The sequence below is a fragment of the Rheinheimera sp. genome, assembly GCF_030690345.1.
Classification (GTDB): domain Bacteria; phylum Pseudomonadota; class Gammaproteobacteria; order Enterobacterales; family Alteromonadaceae; genus Alishewanella.
Map to the genome: position 1 here is coordinate 226,284 of NZ_JAUYGV010000007.1, position 23,474 is coordinate 249,757.

Annotated in this window: 20 protein-coding genes; 8 read left to right on the forward strand and 12 right to left on the reverse strand. The window is 49.9% G+C overall.

Translation table 11 applies throughout. The features are described 5' to 3' along the window. Positions 1–204: 204 nt before the first annotated feature. From Q8O77_RS11740 to Q8O77_RS11750, 3 genes are all read left to right on the forward strand, one after another. Complete coding sequence (locus Q8O77_RS11740) at positions 205–585, forward strand: SirB2 family protein (protein ID WP_305553094.1); 381 nt, start codon at positions 205–207, stop codon at positions 583–585. A 262-nt stretch (positions 586–847) separates the two neighbouring features. After that, positions 848–2,032 carry a ferric reductase-like transmembrane domain-containing protein gene (locus tag Q8O77_RS11745; RefSeq protein ID WP_305553096.1) on the forward strand — a complete coding sequence of 395 codons (1,185 nt, stop codon included), beginning with the start codon at positions 848–850 and terminating at the stop codon, positions 2,030–2,032. A 21-nt stretch (positions 2,033–2,053) separates the two neighbouring features. Beyond that, positions 2,054–2,410: a cytochrome b5-like heme/steroid binding domain-containing protein gene (locus tag Q8O77_RS11750; protein WP_305553098.1), complete on the forward strand. Its 357-nt coding sequence runs from the start codon at positions 2,054–2,056 to the stop codon at positions 2,408–2,410. An 81-nt stretch (positions 2,411–2,491) separates the two neighbouring features. On the opposite strand, the gene Q8O77_RS11755 is transcribed toward Q8O77_RS11750, so the two are convergent. Both Q8O77_RS11755 and Q8O77_RS11760 read right to left on the reverse strand, forming a co-directional pair. After that, positions 2,492–2,941: an Hsp20/alpha crystallin family protein gene (locus Q8O77_RS11755; protein ID WP_305553100.1), complete on the reverse strand. Its 450-nt coding sequence runs from the start codon at positions 2,939–2,941 to the stop codon at positions 2,492–2,494. Positions 2,942–2,970: 29 nt separating this feature from the next. Then, positions 2,971–3,444 (reverse strand): CBS domain-containing protein, encoded by a 474-nt coding sequence (locus Q8O77_RS11760; protein ID WP_305553102.1) that lies wholly within the window; start codon positions 3,442–3,444, stop codon positions 2,971–2,973. Positions 3,445–3,789: 345 nt separating this feature from the next. On the opposite strand from Q8O77_RS11760, the gene Q8O77_RS11765 reads away from it, so the two are divergent. After that, a complete protein-coding gene (locus tag Q8O77_RS11765; protein WP_305553104.1) occupies positions 3,790–5,118 on the forward strand; it encodes a diguanylate cyclase in 1,329 nt (442 codons plus the stop codon). A gap of 2 nt (positions 5,119–5,120) precedes the next feature. Here the strand turns inward: Q8O77_RS11765 and Q8O77_RS11770 are convergent, their stop codons facing one another. Both Q8O77_RS11770 and Q8O77_RS11775 read right to left on the reverse strand, forming a co-directional pair. Further along, a complete protein-coding gene (locus Q8O77_RS11770) occupies positions 5,121–5,762 on the reverse strand; it encodes a response regulator transcription factor (RefSeq protein ID WP_305553106.1) in 642 nt (213 codons plus the stop codon). Then, positions 5,759–6,814: a PAS domain S-box protein gene (locus Q8O77_RS11775; RefSeq protein ID WP_305553108.1), complete on the reverse strand. Its 1,056-nt coding sequence runs from the start codon at positions 6,812–6,814 to the stop codon at positions 5,759–5,761. Before Q8O77_RS11775 ends, Q8O77_RS11770 begins: the two co-directional genes overlap by 4 nt. 275 nt (positions 6,815–7,089) lie before the next feature. On the opposite strand from Q8O77_RS11775, the gene Q8O77_RS11780 reads away from it, so the two are divergent. Then, positions 7,090–8,130, forward strand: coding sequence for a sugar phosphate nucleotidyltransferase (locus tag Q8O77_RS11780; RefSeq protein WP_305553110.1), 1,041 nt, complete (start codon positions 7,090–7,092; stop codon positions 8,128–8,130). Between the two features lie 159 nt (positions 8,131–8,289). Next, the gene (locus tag Q8O77_RS11785) at positions 8,290–9,117 is read left to right on the forward strand and encodes a PEP-CTERM sorting domain-containing protein (RefSeq protein WP_305553112.1); all 828 of its coding nucleotides are present in this window, start codon (positions 8,290–8,292) and stop codon (positions 9,115–9,117) included. A 153-nt stretch (positions 9,118–9,270) separates the two neighbouring features. Here Q8O77_RS11785 and nrdD read toward each other — a convergent pair whose 3' ends face one another. The 8 genes from nrdD to Q8O77_RS11825 form a co-directional block, all read right to left on the reverse strand. Then, complete coding sequence (gene nrdD / locus Q8O77_RS11790; RefSeq protein ID WP_305553114.1) at positions 9,271–11,076, reverse strand: anaerobic ribonucleoside-triphosphate reductase; 1,806 nt, start codon at positions 11,074–11,076, stop codon at positions 9,271–9,273. An 18-nt stretch (positions 11,077–11,094) separates the two neighbouring features. After that, on the reverse strand, positions 11,095–11,547 hold the full coding sequence (gene nrdG / locus Q8O77_RS11795; protein ID WP_305553116.1) for an anaerobic ribonucleoside-triphosphate reductase activating protein: 453 nt from the start codon (positions 11,545–11,547) through the stop codon (positions 11,095–11,097). Between the two features lie 298 nt (positions 11,548–11,845). Next, positions 11,846–13,063, reverse strand: a complete 1,218-nt coding sequence (locus tag Q8O77_RS11800) for a hypothetical protein (RefSeq protein WP_305553118.1) — start codon at positions 13,061–13,063, stop codon at positions 11,846–11,848. 188 nt (positions 13,064–13,251) lie between these two features. Beyond that, positions 13,252–14,019 (reverse strand): peptidylprolyl isomerase, encoded by a 768-nt coding sequence (locus Q8O77_RS11805; RefSeq protein ID WP_305553120.1) that lies wholly within the window; start codon positions 14,017–14,019, stop codon positions 13,252–13,254. Between the two features lie 172 nt (positions 14,020–14,191). Continuing rightward, positions 14,192–14,881, reverse strand: a complete 690-nt coding sequence (gene narI, locus Q8O77_RS11810) for a respiratory nitrate reductase subunit gamma (protein ID WP_305553122.1) — start codon at positions 14,879–14,881, stop codon at positions 14,192–14,194. A gap of 38 nt (positions 14,882–14,919) precedes the next feature. Beyond that, positions 14,920–15,663, reverse strand: a complete 744-nt coding sequence (narJ, locus tag Q8O77_RS11815) for a nitrate reductase molybdenum cofactor assembly chaperone (protein ID WP_305553124.1) — start codon at positions 15,661–15,663, stop codon at positions 14,920–14,922. A gap of 5 nt (positions 15,664–15,668) precedes the next feature. After that, positions 15,669–17,204, reverse strand: a complete 1,536-nt coding sequence (narH, locus tag Q8O77_RS11820; protein WP_305553126.1) for a nitrate reductase subunit beta — start codon at positions 17,202–17,204, stop codon at positions 15,669–15,671. 16 nt (positions 17,205–17,220) lie between these two features. Continuing rightward, positions 17,221–20,937: a nitrate reductase subunit alpha gene (locus tag Q8O77_RS11825; RefSeq protein WP_305553128.1), complete on the reverse strand. Its 3,717-nt coding sequence runs from the start codon at positions 20,935–20,937 to the stop codon at positions 17,221–17,223. A 337-nt stretch (positions 20,938–21,274) separates the two neighbouring features. Between Q8O77_RS11825 and Q8O77_RS11830 the strand changes: the two genes are divergently transcribed. Both Q8O77_RS11830 and Q8O77_RS11835 read left to right on the forward strand, forming a co-directional pair. Continuing rightward, a complete protein-coding gene (locus Q8O77_RS11830; protein WP_305553130.1) occupies positions 21,275–23,059 on the forward strand; it encodes an ATP-binding protein in 1,785 nt (594 codons plus the stop codon). A 78-nt stretch (positions 23,060–23,137) separates the two neighbouring features. Then, a complete protein-coding gene (locus tag Q8O77_RS11835; protein WP_305553132.1) occupies positions 23,138–23,443 on the forward strand; it encodes a DUF3135 domain-containing protein in 306 nt (101 codons plus the stop codon). Positions 23,444–23,474: the final 31 nt, after the last annotated feature.

Sequence of the window (23,474 nt, forward strand, 5' to 3'; positions counted from 1 at the left end):
AGTTGTTGTTATGTATTGAAATATTTTTTCTTTGGCTTGGTGTTGGGTGTTTTAGACCTGAGTAGGGCGGGGTTAAATTTACCCATTGGGTACTAAACACCCATGCCGCTTGCAGCGCGGTGTTTTCTACCTCTTTGGCGATATAGGCTTAGCGGCAAAGTTGCTTTAAGGTAATGCGCAGAAAAAGCTTAGAGGCAGGGCGCTATGGAGTACTATTTACAAGTAAAACAGTTACATATGTTTTGTGCTTATTTAAGCGCCGGCTTGTTTGTTGCCCGGTTGCTGCTGGATATGGCCGGAAAACCCGGCTGGCGGCAAAGCCCTGCGCGTTACTTACCTCATATTAATGACAGCCTGTTATTGACGCTGGCATTCACTTTGCTGGCAATAGGGCCCTGGCAGCCCTTTGTGCACCAGTGGCTCGGGTTTAAAATTTTACTGCTGTTGGGTTATATTGCCTTTGGTATCGGCGCATTAAAGCAGCGCTTAAGCATGTCGGCGCGCATGGCTTGTGCCTTAATAGCGCTGACAAATTTGGCGGGTATTTTTTACCTGGCGCGGTTTAAGCCACTGTTGTTTATTTAGTCCATATAGAGGGGGACGAAGTAAAGCTTGCTGAGATAGTGCTGTCGGTCTGCCAATCGACTACATTGTATTAGCTATATAACATATTCAGGCGATAGTTAGCACGGTACAGCAGGGTATATTTTATAAGGACAGTCGGTTGACAGCAAAGCCCTATCTAACTCGGCTGGCTATCTGGTTGCTGGTTTCTTTGCCGGCTTTAACAGCGTTTGTGTTTGTGACACCCGCAGACTTTTCATCTGCGGGCGCAGTATTAAATTTAATGGGACGTCTGTCCGGGGGATTGGGATTGGCAGGTTTGCTGGTTGCCGCTGTGCTGAGTTGCCGAATTCCGGGCTTTGATCAATCTTTTGGTGGGCTGACTAAGTTATGGCAGCTACATCATAAGTTGGGCTTGAGCGCATTTATATTACTGCTGGCTCATCCGCTGTTGCTGGCTTTTGCTGCGGCAGAAGTATCTCTGGCGGCTGCCGCAGACAGCTTATTCTCCATGCAGCCCACAGTGCTGTATGGCTGGCTGGCACTATTAGCGTTAATGGCGTTTATAGCGCCAACTTTCCATGTTTTCGGTGAGCCTGATTATCAGCGTTGGAAGCGGTTGCACCGCCTTGCGGCAGTGGTGCTGATGTTTGGCTTGCTCCACAGTCTGATGCTGGGTCGTACGCTACCGGCAAGCTGGAATAAACTGTTATGGGGCGGTTTAGGATTGCTGGCGCTTAGTGCGATGGCTTATCGCTGGTTGTTTTCCCGTTACTATGGTCGTTATCGTTATCGCATTTGTAATGTGGCTGCGGTGTCAGATAATGTTGTTGAGTTGAGTTTACAGCCGCTGCAGGTGCCTTTGCGTTACCGGCCGGGGCAATTTATTTACCTTACGCCTTTTGCGTCTGAGCTTTTAGCTGGCGCTGGCGAAGAGCACCCTTTTACACTGTCTTCTGCACCGTCTGAACCGGTACTGCGGCTAGCTATTAAAACACTCGGTGATGCGACTAAGGCGCTACAAAGTATTACGCCTGGTTCAGATGTTACAGTAGAGGGGCCGTACGGTTGTTTTTTCCGGCAAACCGAATTGAAAACTAAAGGCTTGTGGATTGCAGGAGGTATTGGGATAGTGCCTTTTCTCAGTTATCTCAGGCATTGCGCCAGCCAACATCAGGCGGCAGATGTGCAGTTGATTTATTGCGTGCAGGATGAACAACATCTGTTGTTTGCACCTGAGCTACAGCAACTGACGGCAGTGATTGAGGGGTATCATTTTACGCCGCACTTTTTTTCCCGACACGGTGCGCTGGATCTGGATTTTATTACGCAGCATTGTTCAGATCTGCGCGCCAGACAGGTTTGGATCTGTGGTCCACCGCCGCTTATTCTTCTTAGCCGTGGCATAGTTCTGGGGGCTGGCGTAACCTCCGGCGATATTGTCACTGAAGAGTTCACTCTGTTGTAATGTCTTGCAGGAGTTTGCGGTATGAAATCACTTAGTTTTATCGCTTTTATTGTGTTTTGGTCAGTGGCAGGCACATTGTTTGCGCTGTCCTTACTGGTGCCCGGCAGTGGTCCGGTGTCTGCTGGTGAAAAGACTTATACACTGCAGGATATCGCCCGGCACAACAGGACAGATGATTGCTGGATGGCTATTGCCGGGCAGGTTTATGATTTCAGCCGGTTTATGCCTAAGCATCCGGCACCACCGGCCATTTTGGCCGTCTGGTGCGGTAAAGAGGCAACCCAAGGTATGAAAACCAAAGGTTATGGTAACGACCATAGCCCGGCGGCCTGGGCTATGACAGAGGCTTATCGTATAGGTGTGCTTAAAAAAGAATAAAACCGCAAGGAAGCTAAAATTCTTCCCTGCGCTGGTGCTAACTAAATTGCTTCCTTGCTGATTCAGTCAGCTAATTGGCTGTTAGTTGATAGCGATACTTTTTACTTCTTTTTTCTTGCCGGGGATTTTGGCCAGATGCACCTGCAATAAGCCATCTTTGCACTCAGCGCGGATATGGCCCTGGTCGATATAGTCCGGCAAGCGGAAGTTACGCATAAAACTACCGTAGCCGCGTTCCAGACGATAGTAACTGTCTTTCTCGTCTTTATGCTCGTATTTACGTTCGCCGCTGATAACCAGCAAGCCTTCGTTTAGTTCAACTTTCAGGTCTTTGCGCTCCATGCCGGGCGTATCCATACGCACCAGTATTTCATGTTCATTTTCTACTATGTCCATGGCGGGCGTCCATTGCACTTCCGCAGGCAAACCATTTTGGCCATTAAACAACGCATTAAACTTATCATACAGATTGCCAAATTGGTTGAACGGATCCCACTGCGCCAGCGGACTACCGATGGGTATTAGGCTCATAATATATCTCCTTGATAACAGTTAATATTTCAGGCGGCTACGGCCGCGGTTTTAACCAGGGTTCTGTGGGTACAAATAGAAGCCAGCGTATCGGCTACTTCATGGGCGCTTATCTGTTTGCCGTTATCGCGCTTGTATGCACTGGCGATGTCGTTCAGCGACAGAATACCAACCAGATGTTTTTTGTTATTGATGACCGGCAGACGTCGTAGCTGATTAGTCTGCATCAGGTGTTCTGCCTTAGCCAGATCCTGCTCCGGGGCGATACTGATCAGCGATTTGGACATAACGTCTTTGACTTGGATGTCGCGCAGTGGCAAGCCCTGAATAAAGCCGGCCATAGCAATATCGCGGTCGGTGATCATACCAATCACCTGTTTTTCATGGTTCAACACGGGCAGGGCGCCACAGTCGGATTCCCACATAATTTGGGCCGCGTGCTGCAAAGATTCGTCGACGTGGATTGTTTTAAATTCAGGATTCATACACGCTTGAACTTTCATATTAGTGCTCCGGTTGATTAAATTAAGCTACAGCATACTGTGTTGAGGGCGTTTACGCGTTCGGAGAATGTCACTTTTTGCCTTAGGGAATTCTCCCACTCCTGCATCAGAAACAGTCTATGTTCGATGTTGATTGTCCAGCTGACGGCCTTGTCTATCGGAGATTTACCTACTATACATTCCGCCTTGTCCTCATCGGGAAAGCCAGATAGCTGCGTTAAAGTACATAGTTATGCCGGTTTATGCTCCAAAGCGCAGGCTATTTCACACTCCATTGTTACGCAGCCGGAAACATAGGAACCAACAGGTTTATATGGGCACTCAGCCGTAAGGACGGTAAGCCAGATGAAAGAGATTAATGTTAATAACAACCCTGCTGAACTGCGGCAAATGCTGGACTACCTTGGTGTAGCGGCTTTTGTGATTGATGTGATCTCTGCCGATGAGTTCCGGCTGGCGGCGATCAATGCCCGTCACGAGCAGCTAAGTGGTATGAAACACGCCGAGATTGCCGGGCGCAGTGTGGTCGAGTTGCTTTCACCCGGCACGGTAGCTCAGCTTAAGGCTAATTACCGGCGTTGTATTAAGAACAAGGCTGCCATTGATTATCAGGAAACGCTGGATTTACCCATTGGCCGTACCTACTGGCAGACAAGCCTGGTGCCTTTTTTTGATAAGGCCGGCAAAGTTACCCGCTTGCTGGGTACGGCTTACGAAATAAGTGATCAGGTGCATCTTGAGCTGGAAGCGCGTTATCAGTCTACCGTGATGAGCGTTTATCTGGATGAGTCGCCTGACGGTATCCTGGTGGTAGATGCCAACAATCTGATAAAAACCTGGAATCGTCGCTTTCTGGAAATATGGCACATTCCGGAGGCGGTGATGAATGCGCGGGACGGTGAAGCTGCGCTGTCGGCAGTAGTTGAGCAAGTGGCCGACCCGGAAAGCTTTGTACGGCGGATCAGAGAATTGTATTTATCTCTTAATGAAGAGGAGCAAGGGGTTCGGATCCAGATGAAGGATGACCGGATATTGGAACGCTATTCGCGAGGGCTGCATGCACCGGAGGGCAACTACTGGGGGCGTATCTGGTTTTATCGTGATGTTACTGAGCTACAGCGTATGACTGAACAACTACTGCACATGTCGCAAACGGATCCGCTGACGGGCATTGCTAACCGGCGGGTATTCATGCAGCGGCTGGAAAAGGAGTATCACCGGGCGCAGCGTTACGGTCACCCCCTTAGTGTATTGATGCTAGATCTCGACCACTTCAAACAGATTAACGACCGTCATGGCCACGCCTCCGGCGATACGGTGCTTAAAGAGTTTGTCCGGGTTGTTACACCGGAAATTCGTGCCAGTGATTGCTTTGCAAGAATGGGGGGCGAAGAGTTTACTGTTTTGTTGCCGGAAAGCAGTTTACGTTCGGCCCGTCAGTTGGCGCAGCGGTTATGTCAGGCCGTTGCTGCCCTGACATTTGACAGCCCGCAAGGCGCATTCGGTGTTACTGTCAGTATCGGTGTGGCGGCGCTGGGCGATAATGATTCGAGTCCGGAACAACTGATTAATCGCTCGGACAGGTGTCTTTATATGGCCAAACAACAGGGCCGCAACTGTGTGCGTCCCAAAGGGGATACCGATGACTGTGAAATTTCTGTACCCATGTTGTAGTGTCAGTTGCTCATCATCCAGGTGACCGCGCGCTGGATAAGGCTGTTATTGTCGGTAATATTTAGTTTTTCCTTAATATGTTCTTTATGGGAATCAATGGTTTTAGGGCTCAGGTGCAACTCTTTAGCAATCCTTTTGGTACTGTAACCCCGGCCCAGCATCATGTAAATTTCCATCTCCCGGTCCGATAGCTTTGTTTCAGCTGCGCTGCCCTGACTATTTTTGCCATTAACATTTGCAGTAATAAGCAGTTCTGATACCTGCTCACTAACATAGATCCTGCCCTTCAGAACACGGCGGATAGCCGGAATAATGTTGCTGATAGCATCAGCTTTATTAATAAAGCCGTTGGCACCAGCCCGGAGTACACGTTCTGCAAACAGACGTTCATCGTACATAGACATTACCAGGATCGGTAGTTTGCTGCCCTGAGTTCGCAGGTGTTTAATTAATTGCAGACCATCGCCTTCGGCAAGCACCAGATCCAGTATCAGCAAATCGGGCTGGTGCTGATTGATAAGTGGCAGTGCTTCATCAACAGATGCTGCTTCAGCGCATATTGTCAAATCCGGTTCGGCCCGGATTAATGTCGCCATGCCACAGCGAAACACCGGATGATCATCTACCAACATAATAGTATTCATGAGTAAATCCTGTCAGCTGCGGCTTTGCCGGTTAATCCGCAATACAGGCATTCAATTCTGGTGCCTGTATCAGCAGAGGAACGTATTGTCAGATGGGCGCCAATAACATGGGCGCGAAAATGAATATTACGCAGGCCATGGCCTGTTGTTAACAAGCGGCTATCGCGCAATGTTATCTCTGGTGGAAAGCCTTTGCCATTGTCCTGAATGACCAAACGGATGCTGTCAGGCTGTTGCAGCAGGCTTACATCAATACAGCTGGCATCAGCATGTTTCAGGGCGTTATAAATCGCTTCTCTGGCAATGCGGTATAATTGCACCGCTACGCCATAATCTTCTGCTTGCCATTCACCTTCACACATTAAGTTGACCGGCGTTTTATGATACCGGTTGCAACTGCTAATAAAGGTTTTCAGTGCATCTTTCAGGCCCTGCTCCTCTAGTTCGATGGTGGCCAGTTCACTAATAACGTCTCTGATATTTCTGACATTTTGTTGTAGCTCGTTACTCAGTTGCTGTAGCTGATGCTGTAACGGATTGTCGGTGCCGGCTAGCTGCTTAGTTAGCCCCTGCAGCTGCATAGATATTCCCATCAGATTTTGGCCCAGATCATCATGTAATTCTCTGCTGATCCGGTTACGCTCCTGTTCGCCGATAAGTAAGGTTTCTTTCTCTAATTTAACCAACTCTGACATATCGCGGATCACGCCAACAAAAAACGGAAAAGCTTCTACTTTGGTTACTGACAAGTGAATAGGGAATAAGCTGCCATTTTTATGTTTAGCAACCAGCTCGCGGCCTACACCAATAATGCCGGCTTTGTCGGTGCGTAAATAACGGGCCAGATAACCATCATGCTCGCTGGCATAAGGCTCTGGCATTAGCATCGATATATTACGCCCTGTTAGCTCTGCCGGGGTATACCCAAACTGTTGTTCCAGCGCCTGGTTAACCTGTATCACTGTGCCGGTGTGGTCAATGGTGATGATAACATCGGCCACAGTGCGTAAAATGGCCTGCAGTTTTTCTTGCTCTTCCTGCTCTGAGAGCATGTTTTTATATCCGACAGCTTAATACTGCGATCCAGTATAGTTGCAGTTTGTACGTTTGCCGCCGCGACAGTGCATTCTTTAGGGGTATTCCCTAGCTTAAAGTCCGGCTAAATCCGAGCGAGATTATTTTTTTCTTCCTTACACTGATTAGGTAATAACGAATCGCTTCAGTTGGCCTGACACCAGGCTTGCGGGTATCGCTATGCGGTTATGTTCAGCTTTGTATCGACGTGACTTCCATTACTAATCAATCGGTCTTGCAGACAGGAGGAAACATGAGTTTCAGTAAAGCGGGTAAGAGCTTTGAACATATATATGCACCGGAAGATATTACGGCAGACAGACAGTTAGCACCGGCAAATTCCAGCGGGAAATATTGGGCCATTGTGCTGGCAGGCGGTCGTGGCGAGCGGATGCGTGAGGCCATTCAGGAATGGTTAGGGACATACCGGCCAAAGCAATTCTGTCGTTTTGCCGGCGATCGCAGCATGCTTGAGCATACCTGGGACAGGGCCAGACAAATCGTCGGTCAGAAGAATATTGTTACGGTGTCTGTTGCTGAGCAGGCGGTATATTTTGATGAAATGGATATCAACAGTATTCCTGGCACTGTGTTGTACCAGCCGGACAGCAATGGTACCGCCGCGGCCATTTATCTGGCCTTAGCGCATATTTTAGCTATTGAGCCTGAGGCCAACGTTATTATTATGCCGTCAGACCATTTTATTTTTCCGGAGTCCCATTTTGTAACGCTGGCCGCCACCGCATTGAGTGCCGCCGCTGTCGATACTAAGCACTTAATATTGCTGGGGGCTGAAGCCCGCTGGCCTAATCCGGACTTTGGCTGGATTGAATCCGGTACCAGGGGCGCTGTAATGTCAGAGGCAGACTTGCAGCCGGTATCCGCTTTTGTTGAAAAGCCGGATAATCAGCAAGCAAGACGTTTATTCAGTAATAATGCGTTGTGGAGCACGATGATAATCGCCGCTAACGGCCAACTGCTGTGGCAACTGGCTGAAACACTGCAACCGAAGTTCTTTTTGTGTTTTTTATATCTGCATCGTTTAACCAGAGGCGCACTGCAAGGCGATATGCTGCGCGAGGCTGTCGACAAAGCGATTCATAATACCTTCCAGTATATGCCCGGCCTGGATTTTTCCAGCGACCTATTACAAAAAGTGGCGCAGCAATGTCTGGTACTGCCGATGACAGCCATAGACTGGGACGACTGGGGCAGGCCGGAACGGATCCTGGAATGTATTGAAAGATATGGCCTCGACAGTAGTTTGAGCGAGGCAAGGCGCAGTATTTGTTAATCGCCAATTTTTGTTGTTTTGCCAGCAAGATGCAGCTGTTTGATGTTTTTTGCGACGATGGATTATGTCAGGAAAAAACAGCGTTGGCTCATATTATGCGTCCTTTCAAGGGCAACCACAGTTGCAGGGATCGTCATTTAACACTCAAGGAACCAGAATATGAACACATCTAAGTGGAAATTAACGGCTGTTGTACTGGCTCTCGCTTGCACCCCGGTTAGTGTGCTGGCATCAACCATTTACTATACGGACTGGGGCAGCCCCGGAACGTTGGATTTTTCCGCATTACCACCACCGCCTCCGGACCAGGTTATTCCGGGTTCATCCGCCAGTTATATGTGGTACTGCGACCAAGAGACACCCGGCCCCAGTTGTGACGGCAGTAACAACGCACGCGACCCGGACACGAACATCCAATACGTCCCAAATATGGCGCAGTTTCGCTATAACTTTTATCTGCCGGGGATAGCTGACACGGGCTACCCGGTATATCTGAACGATGCATACCTCTATGTTGCTGCCGACGATTATTTTGCGCTTTACGTCAATGGCAATCTGCTAACGCCGAACGGAGTGTGGCTTGATGACACCGGGCCTGACTATCTGGCCACCCTGTTTGACCTGACAAGCTGGCTGGTAACAGGAGAAAACAATGAGATTTTTATATTTGCCTGTGATGGTTATGCGCCAAACCCCAGAGTTCAACCCGGTGCGACGCCGGCCGGTGGTTGGAACGGCTGCACTACACCTACAGACCGGTTAAACAATTGGCTGCTTACAGATGGCCTGATAAACCTTGTTTACAATACTCCGGGCGGTGACACCATCTTTAGCGCTGACCTTGCCAGTGGCAATGCAACAGACAGCCCTACCGTTTGGCAAGCAAGAGGTGTGCTAATGGTACCGGAACCCGGCACTATCTCTTTGAGTCTTCTTGGCGCGATGGGATTGATGTTAATGCGGGTTAAGAGGAAAGGCCAAAGATAAAGAATGTCTGAGATATCTGCTGTTATATAGTAGTTGATATTTTTTATAAGCATGGCGGTTAGTCTGACCGCCATGCTTATTCATGCTGGTGCGAACTATCTGGCATCATGTGGCAACATTTGAAAAATAGGGCGCAATGATGCGTCCCTACGATTAAGCGCTGCGCTGTGCTCTATTATCCGATTGTTGTCGTTGATAATGCCGCAGGCTATGTTCCTGGCGGCGGCCGCTGCTAAAAGCTGATACCCGTTTTAAATAGCCGATAACCCGGGTGCCGTAGTCAATATCTTTACTGCCACAGGCCGGGCAGGCACACAGAGTGCGCTTGTCGATGGCTTCACATTGGTTACAGATGGTAATTTTGACGTTGACACAAAAGTAATTACAGCCGGTCCGGGCGGCAATGTTTAACAGGTTTACATAGCCCGGCTGATCGAGTTTTTCCTCCAGGTTTAAATGCAGCGCTGAGCCGCCGTCGAGGTAATCCAGTAACTCGCGGCCATGCAGCTGGAATTTGTCCAGCGTATTGCTGTGCTCATCCTCTACCACATAAAAATACGAGTTATAGCAATCGCGCGGCACCAGGTAGCCATCTTCGCGGTCCCACTTGGCATTTTTCACGCCGAGGTTTTCAGCCGGTACAAATTCGGTGTTAAACATATAACCGTACTCAGCTTTTGCGGCTTTATTCGCATCGAAAATTACTTTTAGTTGTTGCTGCACAAATTTGATGTAGTCAGGGTTATTGCCGGCAGCGAGGCCTTGTGATTCCGCTGCTTCGACCATGCCGTTAATGCCAATAGTTAAGAATTGTTTGTCCAGGCTGATAAAACCAGCGTCGTATACGGTGAGTAAGCCGGCGGCTTTGTACTCTTCAATTAATTTACGGTATGCCACCTGATATTTATGAATTTTGGCAATTTCCACAGCGATGTCGCGGCCATCCTGTATTAAGCGGTTCATATTAAGGGTAATTACGTTGATGGAGCCGGTGGCAACACCGCCGGCCCCCAGCGAATACGAGAAGGTATTGTCGCTGATTTCACTGCGTAGCCGGCAGCAGCTGGCTAAGGAGTCGGCATTCTCTGATTGATAGATAAAGAAGGAGTTACCCGCGGCCATCTCGTGAGCGATCTCGTTGGCAAAGAGAGTGTCTTTACACTTACCGTTTTCCGTTAGCATCGCCACGGTGACCACCGGAAAGGTCAATACGGTTTTTTCCCGCTCTTTATTAAACCACTGCAAAAAGAACTGCTGCAGTGCGGACACCGACTGCCATTCTGGTTTTACAAAATCCGGAAACACAAAGTTACCAAACATACTGTCGAAGTAATGTTGATCGTACACCGAGATATTCCAGAACACGCTTTGATAGCCACGCGCGGCAGCCGGTTGGTTTAGCGCGTATACTACATGCTGCAGATGGTTGGCAATTTGCTTGGTATGAGTTTGCAGATAATTATCGCCATAATCCCTGCGGGCGAAGTAATCAAAGTAGGTTAAAAACTCCACCGTGGCCACGGCGCCAGCAAATTGGCTGGACACCGCAAACACAAAGTTTACAAAGCAGCCGCAGAATGACTCTAAATGTTTTGGCGCCTGTGACTCGCCACCCAGTTTGGTTAAACCATCACGTAAAAACGGATACATGGTTACCGACACGCAATAGGGCTTTAAGCTGGTCTCGTCGTGTACGTAAATTTCATGCTCAGTGATTTGGCGCAGATACTCAGCAGCTAATTCCGCGCCAAACAGTGTGCTGATTTTATTGCTGACTAAGGCGCGGTTTACCTGGATAAAATGATCTTTCATCAGCTCAGCTTCCAGGGTGGCAATGTTTTTTTGTGTTACGTTGGCATTTGCATCCAGTTTCGAGCCATCGGCCGCATTGTTTGCTGTCAGATAATTTTCGATAAACGTGAGTTTGCTTTGTAGTTGATGGAAATTCAGTGCTTGCATAGCGTATCTCTCAGCATGTTATGGTTGGATAAATAAATGATTCAGGCATTGGCCTGTGCGTAAATCGGTAAAAATCTGGTTAGTATTCGGGCTGTTCAGGCCGCCGCGCTCGGCCAGCCAGCGGCCGGTTTTCAGGTAGGTCAGTTGCTGTTTAAGCGCCGGGCTGACATCGTCCAACCCGGTATATAAACAGGTGTTCAGGCCGGCGCTACGCACCATCATTAACAGTGGCAGTAGCGTCTGAGGTTGCCATTCACCACCTAAAAACAGTACGCAGCTAATCAGGCTCTGATAGGTTTGCAGCCGCTGGTGCAGATAGCTAGCTGTTAACATGGTACCTTGCTCGCTATGCCAGCTATAGCTGCTGTGGCAGCCTTTGCAACCCAGCGGACAGCCGGCGATGGTATAAGCCAGTGATACTTCGCCGGGCACTTCCTGAAAGGCGATTTGTTCATCAGTAAATCTAAGCATTCAACCCTCTATATAGTGCTTTTTTGTTTTTAATGGCACTAGATGTTGTGGTTTAGCTTAGCGCTAAGCTCAGGTCAAAGTTTGATCTGGATCATGTTTTTGCAGCTGTGAAAACATCAGCCCGGCGCCAGAGCGCAGTTTTACTGCAGTTATTACCCCATCGGGAGTAGGGCGCGGGGATGGCTGTGTGACATAGAAAATAAAAAAACCGCCCACTGAAAACCAGGGGCGGTGCAGAGGAGCCAACATGCAGTATTGGCCAAGGTGGAACTATGAGAGAAGAAAAACTTAACGATGGCTACAATTGGTAGCTGAGCATCAGCCAAACTTTAGTAGTGTTCACTGCCAGGGTATCAGCGTTGTAATGCGCCAGTTTCAGTAAGGCAGATAATTGTTTGTTCAGAGCGTAGCCGGCGCTGGCATTCCATTCATCACCGTATTTGCTGCTACCGGCATCACTGTCAAAGCGATGATACGCCAACGTCAACGCCATACCGCTGAGCTTAGTATTAACCTGCAGCCAGTTATCCCGCAGGCCGCTATTTGGGGTAGTTAAAAACATATCGGCGAAACCGGAAAAAGCATGCAGCGTTGCCAGCGGCGTTTGAAAAGCGCTTTGGCCATCACCGGCTAAACGCTCCTGCCCGGCCTCCAACGTTACGCTATTCAGCGCCCAGCTCAGGCTTAAGCGGTGATAGTGGTGGCTGAAGTTTAATGGCGCATTATGCGCATCGTCTTGTTTAGCCAGCGCTAACTGCCAGCTAAGCTTAGGTCCGCTGTTAAGCTTGCCCTGATAATCTGCGCCAACTGTCCGGCTGTTGCGTGCTGCCCAGTTATCAAAATCAAAGTCGTAGCTAAAAGCAGCCAACTGATGCGCCGGAGTTATCTGCCATTGCAGTAGTGCCGTATTGAAGCTGCCGTGTTGATCGGCAGCGGGGCTTTTGGGACCAAATACCCGGTTAACGTTGTAGTAATGGCCAAGCTCAGCGCTAAAGTTGTTGGCAAATGTTTGTTGCAGGCGGTAGCCATTCAAGGTTTGCTCATTCTGGCGCCAGCCGACACCGCCTAAAAAGCGTTGGTTCAGCTGGTTAACCAGCTGGCGGCCAGCGCTTAGCGTTGTACCACTGTCATTTTGATAGCGCAGCAACGCCTGATTAATGTCGATGCCTTTAGGGTCAGCCACCACGCTGTAGTGAGTTTTGCCATTTACCGTGTTGTTGTAATTGTCGTTGCCCACCTGGCTGACATTATCAATCTGGAATAAGGCGCTAACACCATAGGCTTTACCGGTATTAACGCTTAAGCGGCTACGTAGCGTAGAGGCGACAGCATCTTCCGGTACATTGTCTTGGTCGACATATTCCAACCTGTAGCGAAAATGCGCCGATACGCTACTTTGTGCCAATGCTTGCTGCAGTTGTTCGCCGGCGCTGTCGGCCTGTGCAGGTGGTGATGCAACGGCAGCAGAGAACGCGAAAGTGATGGCAAAAGGTAAAGCAGAGACAGGGGTTTTCATTGCGGGCTTCCTGACAATAGACGACAGGAAGATCCTAACGCTAAATGTGTTTTTTTATAATTATATTAAATGGTTACCTACTTTATGGTAAGTGGGTAGGACCGGTTGGTACTGCGCTGTTTTCTTAGTCTTAAGTAACAGAAAAGCAAAAAAGGGCGCAAGCATGCGCCCCCGATAAGGGTAGCGTTTTACTGCATTAGCGGCGAGTCGGATAGCTTAAAATCATAACCTTCAATTTCTGCCGCAACTATCAGTGTATGAATATATTGTGCCACCGCTTTGCGGCGTACTTTCTCGTTCAGGTATTCGGCTATTTTTTGCTGTACGGCGCTAAACGGCAATAGCTTGCCCGGCACTTTGCGGGCAATAAACACGATATGAAAACCGTAACGGCTTTCGATACCCTGTGGCAGTAAACCTGGCTCAGCACTGAATATTTGCCGTTCAAACTCCGGCACTGTCTGGCCACGACTTATTTGGCCAAGGCTACCGCCGGTTTCTTTTGACGGGCAGGCCGAGTAGTGTTTAGCCAGCTCAGTCAGGCTGTCGCCTTGTTGCAGTTTCAGGATTAATTGCTCGGATAAGATCTTGGCTTCTACCCGGGCTTTGTCATCCTCCGGTGCAGCGGCCAGCAAAATATGGCTGACTTCCAGCAGCGGTGAGCTGGCGAAGCGCTGCGGGTTCAGCTTGTAGTATTGTAAGCATTCTTCTTCAGATGCAGTTGGGATAGGCAGTTCGCGGCTAATCAGTGCATCCAGAAAGTCATCATCGCTGGCGCTGTTCAGCTCGCTTTTTACGCTCAGGCCCAGCGTTTTGGCGCGTTGACGTAATAATTCACCGATGATCAGCGATTCAGCGGCTTTAAGCGTGGCCGCGCGTTTGTTCGCCGCCGGATGGTATTGTACTTCGGCCATAATGGCCGCTTCGCTGATACTGGCATTGTTTACTTGTATCATTTTGAACCTCTGCGTTAGTTGTAGCTTGCTGCCCGGCTGCTGAAGGGGGCGAGCCGTTGTTGCTAAACAAAGCGTCTCCGGCATGGATGCCGGAGAGGAGCCTCCACGGATGGATTTACGGCGTCTTTGTGTGCAACACCGGCTTAAAGCCTCCCGGAGCCCGAAAGTTTATCTAGCGCACAAAACGCTGGCGTACTATCTGGTGCTGGCGGCGCACGTACTGCACCGGTGCACTCAGCATGTGTACTAAGCGGCTGAACGGGAACACGACAAACAGCGTCATACCAAGGAACACGTGCAGTTTAAAAATCCAGTGCACGCCGCTAATGGCTTCTGCTGCTGCCAAACTGTTAAAGGTGACGGTATTTTGCGCCCAGGCCATCAGTTTTAGCATCTCGGCGCCATCTAAATGGCCCATCGAGACAAAAATCGACAGCAGCCCCAGAATTAGCTGTGCATACAGTAAAAACAATATAGCGATATCCATAGGGTTACTGGTAGCGCGGATCCGAGGGTTAAACAGCCGGCGTTTAATCAGCACCGTTAAGCCGTAGAAGCAGATCAGGCCGAACAAGCCACCGGCACCTATAGCGATCAGTTGTTTCATCTGGGTGGTAATACCAAACAGATACCAGATCTCTTTGGGCATTAATAAGCCAAAGAAATGGCCTAAAAAGATACCCAGTACGCCGATATGAAAGGCAATGCTGCCTTTGCGCAGCTGTTTGCTTTCCAGCAGCTGGCTGGAGCTGGTTTTCCAGCTGTATTGCTCTCTGTCATAGCGGATCCAACTGCCAATCACCATAATGGCGATGGCAATGTACGGATAAATGCCAAAGGCAAACAGGTTTAAGTGTGCCATGTTAATGCTCCTTTAAGCGCGCTTGGCAGCGGCCTCTTTTAAAGTGCTGTGCTTAACGCGTCTGTCTGCTTTAGCGCAGGGTTTAACAGCTCAGTGCTAAGCGGAATAAACTGGTCGCGACGCTGACCGTCAGTCGGTTTATTGCCTGTGCCGCATGCTGAGCTGGTTTGCTCGTTGCCGATAAAGCTGACCATCTCTTCCTCCCAAACCTTGTCCAGCTCTTTTGGTGTATCGTCGCGCTTCTCGCCGGCGATCTGCTGTTTTATGTCAGCCAAGTCGACTTCAGCGGCAGATAATGCTACAAGGGTGGCAAAAATACCGGCGTAGTCAGACTCGCGCTGCTGCAGGCGACACAGCAGTACCGCCAGCACCGGCGCAATTTCTTCCAAACCAATTTGCGCGTTTTGCTCGCCCTGGGTAGATAAAAACTCCAGGTATAGCGGCAGGTAATCCGGCAGCTCTTTTACGCCAATATCCAGCCCGGCTTCGCGATATTGCGCCAGCAGGTTCACCATCGCCTGGCCGCGGTCGCGTGACTCGCCGTGGATATGCTCAAAAATCAGCAAGGATAACGAGCGGCCGCGTTCAAACAGGCTGTCGTATTCAGACTGCCAGTCCATCAGCTCGCCGCTGGTGCGGCTGTCGATAAAAGTGCTTAGGCTCTGCTTTAATGCCGGCTCGATAGTGGCATCGGCCACTATTGCCAGCAATTCGGCTTTGGCGTCGACTAACGGCTGCTTCGGATAATCCAGCAGCAAGGATAGTAGTTGTAGTATGGGCATGGCGCTTACTCCTGAATCTCTACCGGGATAACCTGACGTACACCTTTGGCTTTAGTGCCAAACAGATTTACGCCGTTATTGCCATCACCACAGCCGTTGCCGAAACTGAAACCACAACTGGATTTCAGGTCGTAAGCGTTTTCGGCATAGGCACGATGGCTGGTGGGAATGACAAACCTGTCTTCATAGTTAGCCAACGCCATATAGCGGTACATTTCTTCTACCTGCACCGGCGTTAAGCCAACCTGCTGCAGCACTTCGGCATCTTCAACGCCATCGACCTGCTGCGAGCGTTTAAAGGCGCGCATCGCGATCATTCGCTCCAGCGCCCGCACTACCGGTGCCTCATCACCGGCGGTGAGCATATTGGCCAGATAGCGCAGCGGAATACGCAGCGATTTCAAATCCGGGATTTCGCCGTTCATACCCACATGGCCAGCCTGGACTGCACTCTGGATCGGTGACAATGGCGGCACATACCAGACCATCGGCAGCGTGCGATACTCAGGGTGCAATGGCAGGGCAACTTTCCACTCCATCGCCATCATATACACCGGCGAGCGCTGGGCGGCTTTAATCCAGTTATCACCTATACCTTCTGCTTTGGCCGCAGCAATCACTGCCGGATCGTTCGGATCAAGGAAGATATCCAGCTGCGCCTGATACAGATCTTTCTCGTTCGGCGTATTGGCGGCAATTTCAATTTTATCGGCGTCATACAGCAGCACACCTAAGTAGCGGATGCGGCCGACACAGGTTTCCGAGCATACCGTTGGCTGGCCGGCTTCAATGCGCGGGAAGCAGAAGGTACATTTTTCTGATTTACCGGTTTTCCAGTTGTAATAGATTTTTTTGTACGGGCAGGCCGATACACACATACGCCAGCCGCGGCATTTGTCCTGGTCAATCAGCACTATGCCATCTTCTTCGCGCTTATAAATGGCGCCGGAAGGGCAGGCCGCGACACAGGCCGGGTTTAAACAGTGCTCGCACAAACGCGGCAGATACATCATAAAGGTCTTTTCAAACTGACCGTAAATGTCCTTTTGCACCACCTCGTTAAAGTTCTGGTCTATTTTGCGTTTGGCAAACTCGGTACCGAGAATTTCTTCCCAGTTCGGGCCCCATTCAATTTTTTCCATCCGCTGGCCGCTGATCAGCGAGCGGGGCCTTGCTACCGGCTGGTGTTTAGTGTCGCCAACGGTATGCAAATGCTGGTAGTCAAAATCGAACGGCTCGTAGTAATCGTCAATTTCCGGCAAATCCGGGTTGGCGAAAATATTGGCTAAAATACGCCGCTTACCGCCGATTTTCAGCTCCAGCTTGCCGCTTTTGTTGCGTACCCAGCCACCGTTCCACTTTTGCTGGTTTTCCCACTCTTTCGGAAAACCAATACCAGGCTTGGTTTCAACGTTGTTAAACCAGGCATACTCGACGCCTTCGCGTGAGGTCCAGACATTTTTACAAGTGATGGAGCAAGTGTGGCAGCCTATGCACTTATCTAAATTCAGCACCATGCCAATTTGGGCTCTTACTTTCATGTTACTTACTCCAAGCTTATTTAGTGTCTAACCAGTCGACTTTGCCCATCTTGCGGATGATGACAAACTCGTCACGGTTACAGCCAACGGTGCCATAGTAGTTAAAACCATAAGCCTGCTGGGCATAGCCACCGATCATATGGGTTGGCTTCATTACGGCGCGGGTAACCGAGTTGTGAATACCACCACGGGTACCGGTTAACTCGCTGCCGGGCACGTTTACAATGCGCTCCTGAGCGTGGTACATCATGCTCATGCCTTCCGGAACCCTTTGCGATACCACAGCTCGGGCGGCGATGGCGCCGTTAACGTTAAAGATGTCAATCCAGTCGTTATCTTCAATACCCGCGGCAGCGGCGTCGATTTCGCTAAGCCAGACAATAGGGCCACCACGCGACAGGGTCAGCATTAACAGGTTGTCGGAGTAAGTGCTGTGAATACCCCATTTTTGGTGCGGTGTGATCCAGTTCAGTACGATCTCTTTATTACCGTTAGGCTTTTTGTTTAGTACCGGCTGTACGGTTTTTAAGTTAATCGGCGGTTTGTAGCTACACAGCTGCTCGCCAAAGTCGCGCATCCATTCGTGATCCTGATAAAACTGCTGGCGGCCGGTAATGGTGCGCCATGGGATCAACTCGTGCACATTGGTGTAACCGGCGTTGTACGACACATGCTCATCTTCCAGGCCTGACCAGGTAGGCGAGCTGATGATCTTGCGCGGCTGGGCGACGATATCGTTAAAGCGGATTTTCTCGTCAGCTTTGGGCAGCGCTAAATGGGTGTGGTCGCGGCCGGTAATTTTACCCAAGGCTTCCCAGGCTTTAACGGCCACCTGGCCATTGGTTTCCGGTGCTAAAGATAAAATCATCTCGCAGGCGTCGATGGCGCTGTCAATCTTCGCCATGCCTTTGTTAATGCCTTCATCGGTGTGCACACGGTTGAGTTTTTTCAGGAAACTCACTTCGTCCTTGGTATCCCAGCCGATGCCTTTGCCGCCGTTGCCGATTTTCTCCAGCAGCGGGCCAATTGAGGTGAAGCGTTGATAAGTGTTGGGGTAATCACGCTCAACAATATTAATATGTGGCATCGTCAAACCCGGAATGGCCTCACATTCACCTTTCCACCAGGCTTTTACGCCATAAGGTTGTGCCAGTTCGGCCGGAGTGTCATGGTGCATTGGCGTGGTGACTACATCGGTTTCAACGCCTAAGTGGCCAACCGCGGCTTTGGAGAACGCCTTGGCAATGCCTTTAAAGATCTCCCAGTCGCTGCGCGCTTCCCATACCGGGTCAATGGCGGCGGTTAAAGGGTGAATAAACGGATGCATATCCGAGGTATTCATATCGTCTTTTTCATACCAGGTGGCGGTTGGCAGCACAATGTCGGAATACAGACAGGTGGTCGACATACGGAAATCCAATGTCACCCATAAATCAACTTTGCCTTCGGCGCCATCATCAGTCCACTCGATATCTTCCGGCTTTTTGCCGCCAAACTCGCCTAAGTCTTTACCCAGCAGACCGTGTTTGGTACCTAAAAAGTGCTTAAGCATATATTCGTGGCCTTTACCGCTGGAACCCAGCAGGTTAGAGCGCCAGATAAACATATTGCGCGGGAAGTTTTGTGGGCTCTCTGGCTGTTCGCAGGCAAACTTAATACTGCGATCTTTCAGCTGCTGCAGCACATAGTCTTTTAACTCTACGCCGGCGGCTTTGGCTTTAGCCGCCAGGCCCAGCGGGTTAACGCCCAGTTGCGGAGCTGACGGTAACCAACCCATGCGTTCGGCGCGGGCGTTAAAGTCAATAATGCTGCCGCTCCATTTTTCTTTGTTAGCCAGTGGCGAGATAATTTCGGTCATATCCAGCTTTTCATAACGCCACTGGCTGGAGTGGTTGTAAAAGAACGAGGTACCGTTCATATGGCGTGGTGGCCGCTGCCAGTCCAGCGCAAAGGCCAGAGGTGTCCAGCCGGTTTGCGGCCGCAGTTTTTCCTGGCCGACATAATGCGCCCAGCCACCACCGCTTTGGCCGATGCAACCGCACATCATCAGCATATTAATTAAGCCACGGTAATTCATGTCCATGTGGTACCAGTGGTTCAGTGCCGCACCGACAATGACCATAGAGCGGCCGCGGGTTTTATCAGCGTTGCGGGCAAATTCGCGTGCTACCCGAATGACATCTTCAGGAGCAACGCCGGTGATTGGCTGCTGCCAGCCCGGCGTGTAAGGCACATTATCCAGGTAAGACTTGGCGCGGCTGGCATCACCAATGCCGTTATCGACGCCATAGTGCGCCAACATTAAATCAAATACCGTTGCGACTAAGGCCGTGCTGCCATCGGCAAGCTCAACGCGTTTGGCCGGAATTTTGCGAATTTGCACATCGTCATGCGCGGTGTGCTGAAAGTACTGATATTCGTGCGGCGCGCCACCAAAATACGGGAAAGCCACATCGACCAGCTCGTCGCGGTTATCTTTTAGCGATAACTGTAAGTCGATTTCGCCGGCTTTATCTTTTTGCTCCAGATTCCATTTACCGGCCTGGCCCCAGCGATAACCAATGGCACCGTTCGGGCTGGTTAAGCGGCCATCGCTGTTCAGCGCAATGGTTTTCCAGTCCGGGTTATTATCTTCACCCAGATTATCGACTAAATCGGCAGCGCGTAAAAACCGGCCTTGCGTCAGATGCTTGTCACCTTGCTCCAGCATCACCAGCATTGGCATATCGGTGGTGCGTTTTACATAGTCAGTAAAATAGGCGCTTGGGTTATTAACGTAGAACTCCTGCAAAATAACATGGCCAAACGCCATCGCCAGTGCGGCGTCGGTGCCCTGACGCGGGGCTAACCAGGTATCACCAAATTTAGACGCTTCAGAATAGTCCGAGGTGATAACACAGGTTTTGGTGCCTTTGTAGCGTACTTCGGTTAAGAAGTGCGCATCTGGCGTGCGGGTTTGCGGCACGTTAGAGCCCCAAACAATAATGTAATTGGAGTTATACCAGTCGGCTGATTCGGGTACGTCGGTTTGCTCACCCCAAACTTGCGGTGAGGCCGGCGGTAAATCGCAGTACCAGTCATAGAAGCTTAAACAGTTACCGCCAATTAAGGATAAATAACGCGCACCGGCGGCGTACGACACCATCGACATCGCCGGAATGGGCGAGAAGCCGGTAACCCTGTCCGGGCCGTAAGCTTTTGTGGTGTAGACGTTTGAAGCTGCAATCAGCTCGTTCACTTCATCCCAGCTGGCGCGGATAAAGCCACCTAAACCGCGGCGTTCTTTGTAGCTTTTCGCTTTTACCGGGTCGCTGACAATAGATTCCCAGGCTTTTACCGGATCTTTATGTACCGCTTTGGCTTCGCGCCACAGTTTCATTAATTGTTGGCGTACCTTGGGGTATTTTAAGCGGTTGGCGCTGTAAATGTACCAGGAATAGCTGGCGCCGCGTGGGCAGCCGCGTGGTTCGTGGTTCGGTAAATCCGGCCGGGTGCGCGGGTAGTCAGTTTGCTGGGTTTCCCAGGTTACCAGGCCATCTTTAACATAAATTTTCCAGCTGCAAGAGCCGGTACAGTTTACCCCATGGGTAGAACGCACAATTTTATCGTGCTGCCAGCGCTGCCGGTAACCCTGTTCCCAGCTTCTGTCTTCGTTAGTTGTGACACCGTGGCCGTCGGCGAAGGGTTCTTTGCGGGTTTTAAAAAACCGCAGTTTGTCGAGTAGGTGACTCATGGTTTACTCCTGGTCTTGTCCTGCATGAACAGACATTTTGCTTTTCTGGTATGCACACTATAGAAACAACAGTGGGATGATGCTTGATTTGGAACAAGGCAGCCAGTGCTCTAAATAGCTGATAAAAAACGAAAATACCCACAAGGTGGTAGTGTGGGTAGCGCTGTTATGCTTGATAATACGCTGGCTGTTACCCCTTGTTGCGTGGTGTTGGCTGTTGCAGCTAACCGGGCAGGGAAAAAGGGGTAGCTCAATTGTGTCAATGGTTTTTAGCGACAAGCCAGCACGAGTGGCAATTAGCAGGTATGCTTTAGGCAGTAAACTAAGCGGAGCGGTTATGCGACAGTTTTCCATTGTTACCCGAATTAATATTGCGCTGGCCTGTATTGTTACGCTGGCGATTGGCACCATGCTGGCGTCGTATTGGTTGTCGGATAAAACCGACAGTGACGCCCATGCAGTAAATGTCGCCGGTTCGCTGCGGATGCAAAGCTACCGTTTGGCCTGGTTAACCTTGCAACAAGATGAAGTGAAGCTGGAACAAGCGCGGGAACAATTCAGCCTTAGCTGGCAGCATCCTGTGTTTAAACGGTTTTTACATAATGACAAGATAGTGCAGCAGTTTGATGCCGCGCAACAGCACTGGCAGCTAATTGGGCCGTTGTTACAACAGAAGCCGTTAGATATGCCGCAACTGGAAAGACAGTTACAGCAGCAAATTCAGTTACTGGAAGACCTGGTGTTTTACATTCAGCAAGATGCTGAATATAAAGTCCGCAGTTTTCGTACCTTGCAGTTGGTGGCTTTGCTGGCAACGGTATTATTGTCTGCAATAGTGATCTACTGGTTAAAAGTGATGGTGCAGCAGCCACTGGAAGATTTAACTAAAGGTGCACGGCAGGTGGCAATGGGGGATTTTACTCACCGGGTAAATGTTGCGAATAATGATGAGCTAGGGGCATTAGCGCATAGCTTTAATAAAATGAGTGACTCCATCGCATATATGTACGGTAATCTGGAAAAGCGGGTGGAAGAACAAACCGAAGCGCTGCAGCATACTAATACCACTTTGCGCTTTTTATACAATACGGCTCAGCGTATTAGTGAGCACGCACCTGAGTATGTTGATTTTAATCAGATAGTGTCTGAGTTAAAAACGGTAGTGAAAGTAGACGATCTGGAGCTGTGCCTGTTCACTGAAGAGGGTGATAAACCCTATATGCAGGTGTTGCCGGGAGATAGCAGCGACGACCCTTGTGCGCAGGAAAATTGTGGCGATTGCCTCAGCTTGCCGCAATTGTCGGGTTGCAACAGCAATAGCTACAACTATTTGCTGCACCGTGACAAAAAGAAATATGGCGTATTGGTGGCGCGTATCTCAGAAGGACAACTTGACCGCTGGCAGCAAAAATTGCTGGCTTCGGTGGCCGATCAGCTGGCACTGGCACTGAGTTTAAAGTCAGAGGAAGAGCAGGTTAGGCGCCTTGCCCTGATGCAGGAGCGCACTGTAATTGCCCGTGAGTTACACGATTCATTGGCGCAGGCATTGTCGTACTTAAAAATTCAGGTTACCCGGTTAAATAAAGCCACACAAAAAGACGATAAAGACACCATTGCCGATGTGTCGGCTGAATTAAAACAGGGTCTGGATACAGCTTATCGTCAGCTGCGCGAACTGCTGACCACCTTCCGGCTGAAAGTAGATGGCGCCGGCCTGCACAGTGCGCTGCAAGCCTCGGTGAAACAGCTCAGCGAACAATCCGGCATGCAGATAAAGCTGGATTATCAGTTAACCAATATTCCGCTGGCACCGCATGAAGAAATTCACCTGCTGCAAATTATTCGCGAGGCTAGCCAAAATGCAGTGCACCATAGTGGCGGTAGCGAGATTGTAATCAGTTTGCAGCAGCATAAAGGCGAGTCGATAGTGCTGGCAATAGAAGATAACGGTATTGGCATCCCGCAGTCAGCTGAAAAACTGAATCACTACGGTTTGGCGATTATGCAGGAGCGTAGTAAACACTTGGGCGGCACAATAGACATCCGGCGGCGCAGCCACGGCGGTACCGGAGTGTATTTCAATTTTTCTCCGGAATACCTGCAGCACAAACAGCGTGCCTGATATTACTTAATGGGTATAGCTTCAACAACGTTGTTGCCACAAGCTAAGGCTATTAACAGCTTTGGGGAGGGAACTGTGATGTCTGAAGTACAAAAATATAACTTTACCGATTTTAATCAATTGATACAGCTGTGTAAGCAGCACCCTGAAAAGGCGGAGCTGTTACGGCAGCAGCTTATTGAGCGGCAGAGCAATGATGCGAACAGACGCTCACTGTTGCAGTACCAATTTGTCACCGAGCAACGCTTAAAGCTGCTATCGTCTGCAGAAGCAAAGCAGTTATTTATACAGCTGCAACTTGCACAGAATATTCAACGGTTACAAGGATGTTTAACTGAGCTGGAGCAAAGTTGTAAGAACGTGAGTAATTTAGTGCAGAAATGAACAACAAAGGCGCAGTAAATGCGCCTTTGTT

Coding starts and splice junctions, on each gene's coding strand:
- Q8O77_RS11740 (WP_305553094.1), top strand. CDS start 205: ATGGAGTACTATTTACAAGTAAAACAGTTACATATGTTTTGTGCTTAT.
- Q8O77_RS11745 (WP_305553096.1), top strand. CDS start 848: ATGGGACGTCTGTCCGGGGGATTGGGATTGGCAGGTTTGCTGGTTGCC.
- Q8O77_RS11750 (WP_305553098.1), top strand. CDS start 2,054: ATGAAATCACTTAGTTTTATCGCTTTTATTGTGTTTTGGTCAGTGGCA.
- Q8O77_RS11755 (WP_305553100.1), bottom strand. CDS start 2,941: ATGAGCCTAATACCCATCGGTAGTCCGCTGGCGCAGTGGGATCCGTTC.
- Q8O77_RS11760 (WP_305553102.1), bottom strand. CDS start 3,444: ATGAAAGTTCAAGCGTGTATGAATCCTGAATTTAAAACAATCCACGTC.
- Q8O77_RS11765 (WP_305553104.1), top strand. CDS start 3,790: ATGAAAGAGATTAATGTTAATAACAACCCTGCTGAACTGCGGCAAATG.
- Q8O77_RS11770 (WP_305553106.1), bottom strand. CDS start 5,762: ATGAATACTATTATGTTGGTAGATGATCATCCGGTGTTTCGCTGTGGC.
- Q8O77_RS11775 (WP_305553108.1), bottom strand. CDS start 6,814: ATGCTCTCAGAGCAGGAAGAGCAAGAAAAACTGCAGGCCATTTTACGC.
- Q8O77_RS11780 (WP_305553110.1), top strand. CDS start 7,090: ATGAGTTTCAGTAAAGCGGGTAAGAGCTTTGAACATATATATGCACCG.
- Q8O77_RS11785 (WP_305553112.1), top strand. CDS start 8,290: ATGAACACATCTAAGTGGAAATTAACGGCTGTTGTACTGGCTCTCGCT.
- nrdD (WP_305553114.1), bottom strand. CDS start 11,076: ATGCAAGCACTGAATTTCCATCAACTACAAAGCAAACTCACGTTTATC.
- nrdG (WP_305553116.1), bottom strand. CDS start 11,547: ATGCTTAGATTTACTGATGAACAAATCGCCTTTCAGGAAGTGCCCGGC.
- Q8O77_RS11800 (WP_305553118.1), bottom strand. CDS start 13,063: ATGAAAACCCCTGTCTCTGCTTTACCTTTTGCCATCACTTTCGCGTTC.
- Q8O77_RS11805 (WP_305553120.1), bottom strand. CDS start 14,019: ATGATACAAGTAAACAATGCCAGTATCAGCGAAGCGGCCATTATGGCC.
- narI (WP_305553122.1), bottom strand. CDS start 14,881: ATGGCACACTTAAACCTGTTTGCCTTTGGCATTTATCCGTACATTGCC.
- narJ (WP_305553124.1), bottom strand. CDS start 15,663: ATGCCCATACTACAACTACTATCCTTGCTGCTGGATTATCCGAAGCAG.
- narH (WP_305553126.1), bottom strand. CDS start 17,204: ATGAAAGTAAGAGCCCAAATTGGCATGGTGCTGAATTTAGATAAGTGC.
- Q8O77_RS11825 (WP_305553128.1), bottom strand. CDS start 20,937: ATGAGTCACCTACTCGACAAACTGCGGTTTTTTAAAACCCGCAAAGAA.
- Q8O77_RS11830 (WP_305553130.1), top strand. CDS start 21,275: ATGCGACAGTTTTCCATTGTTACCCGAATTAATATTGCGCTGGCCTGT.
- Q8O77_RS11835 (WP_305553132.1), top strand. CDS start 23,138: ATGTCTGAAGTACAAAAATATAACTTTACCGATTTTAATCAATTGATA.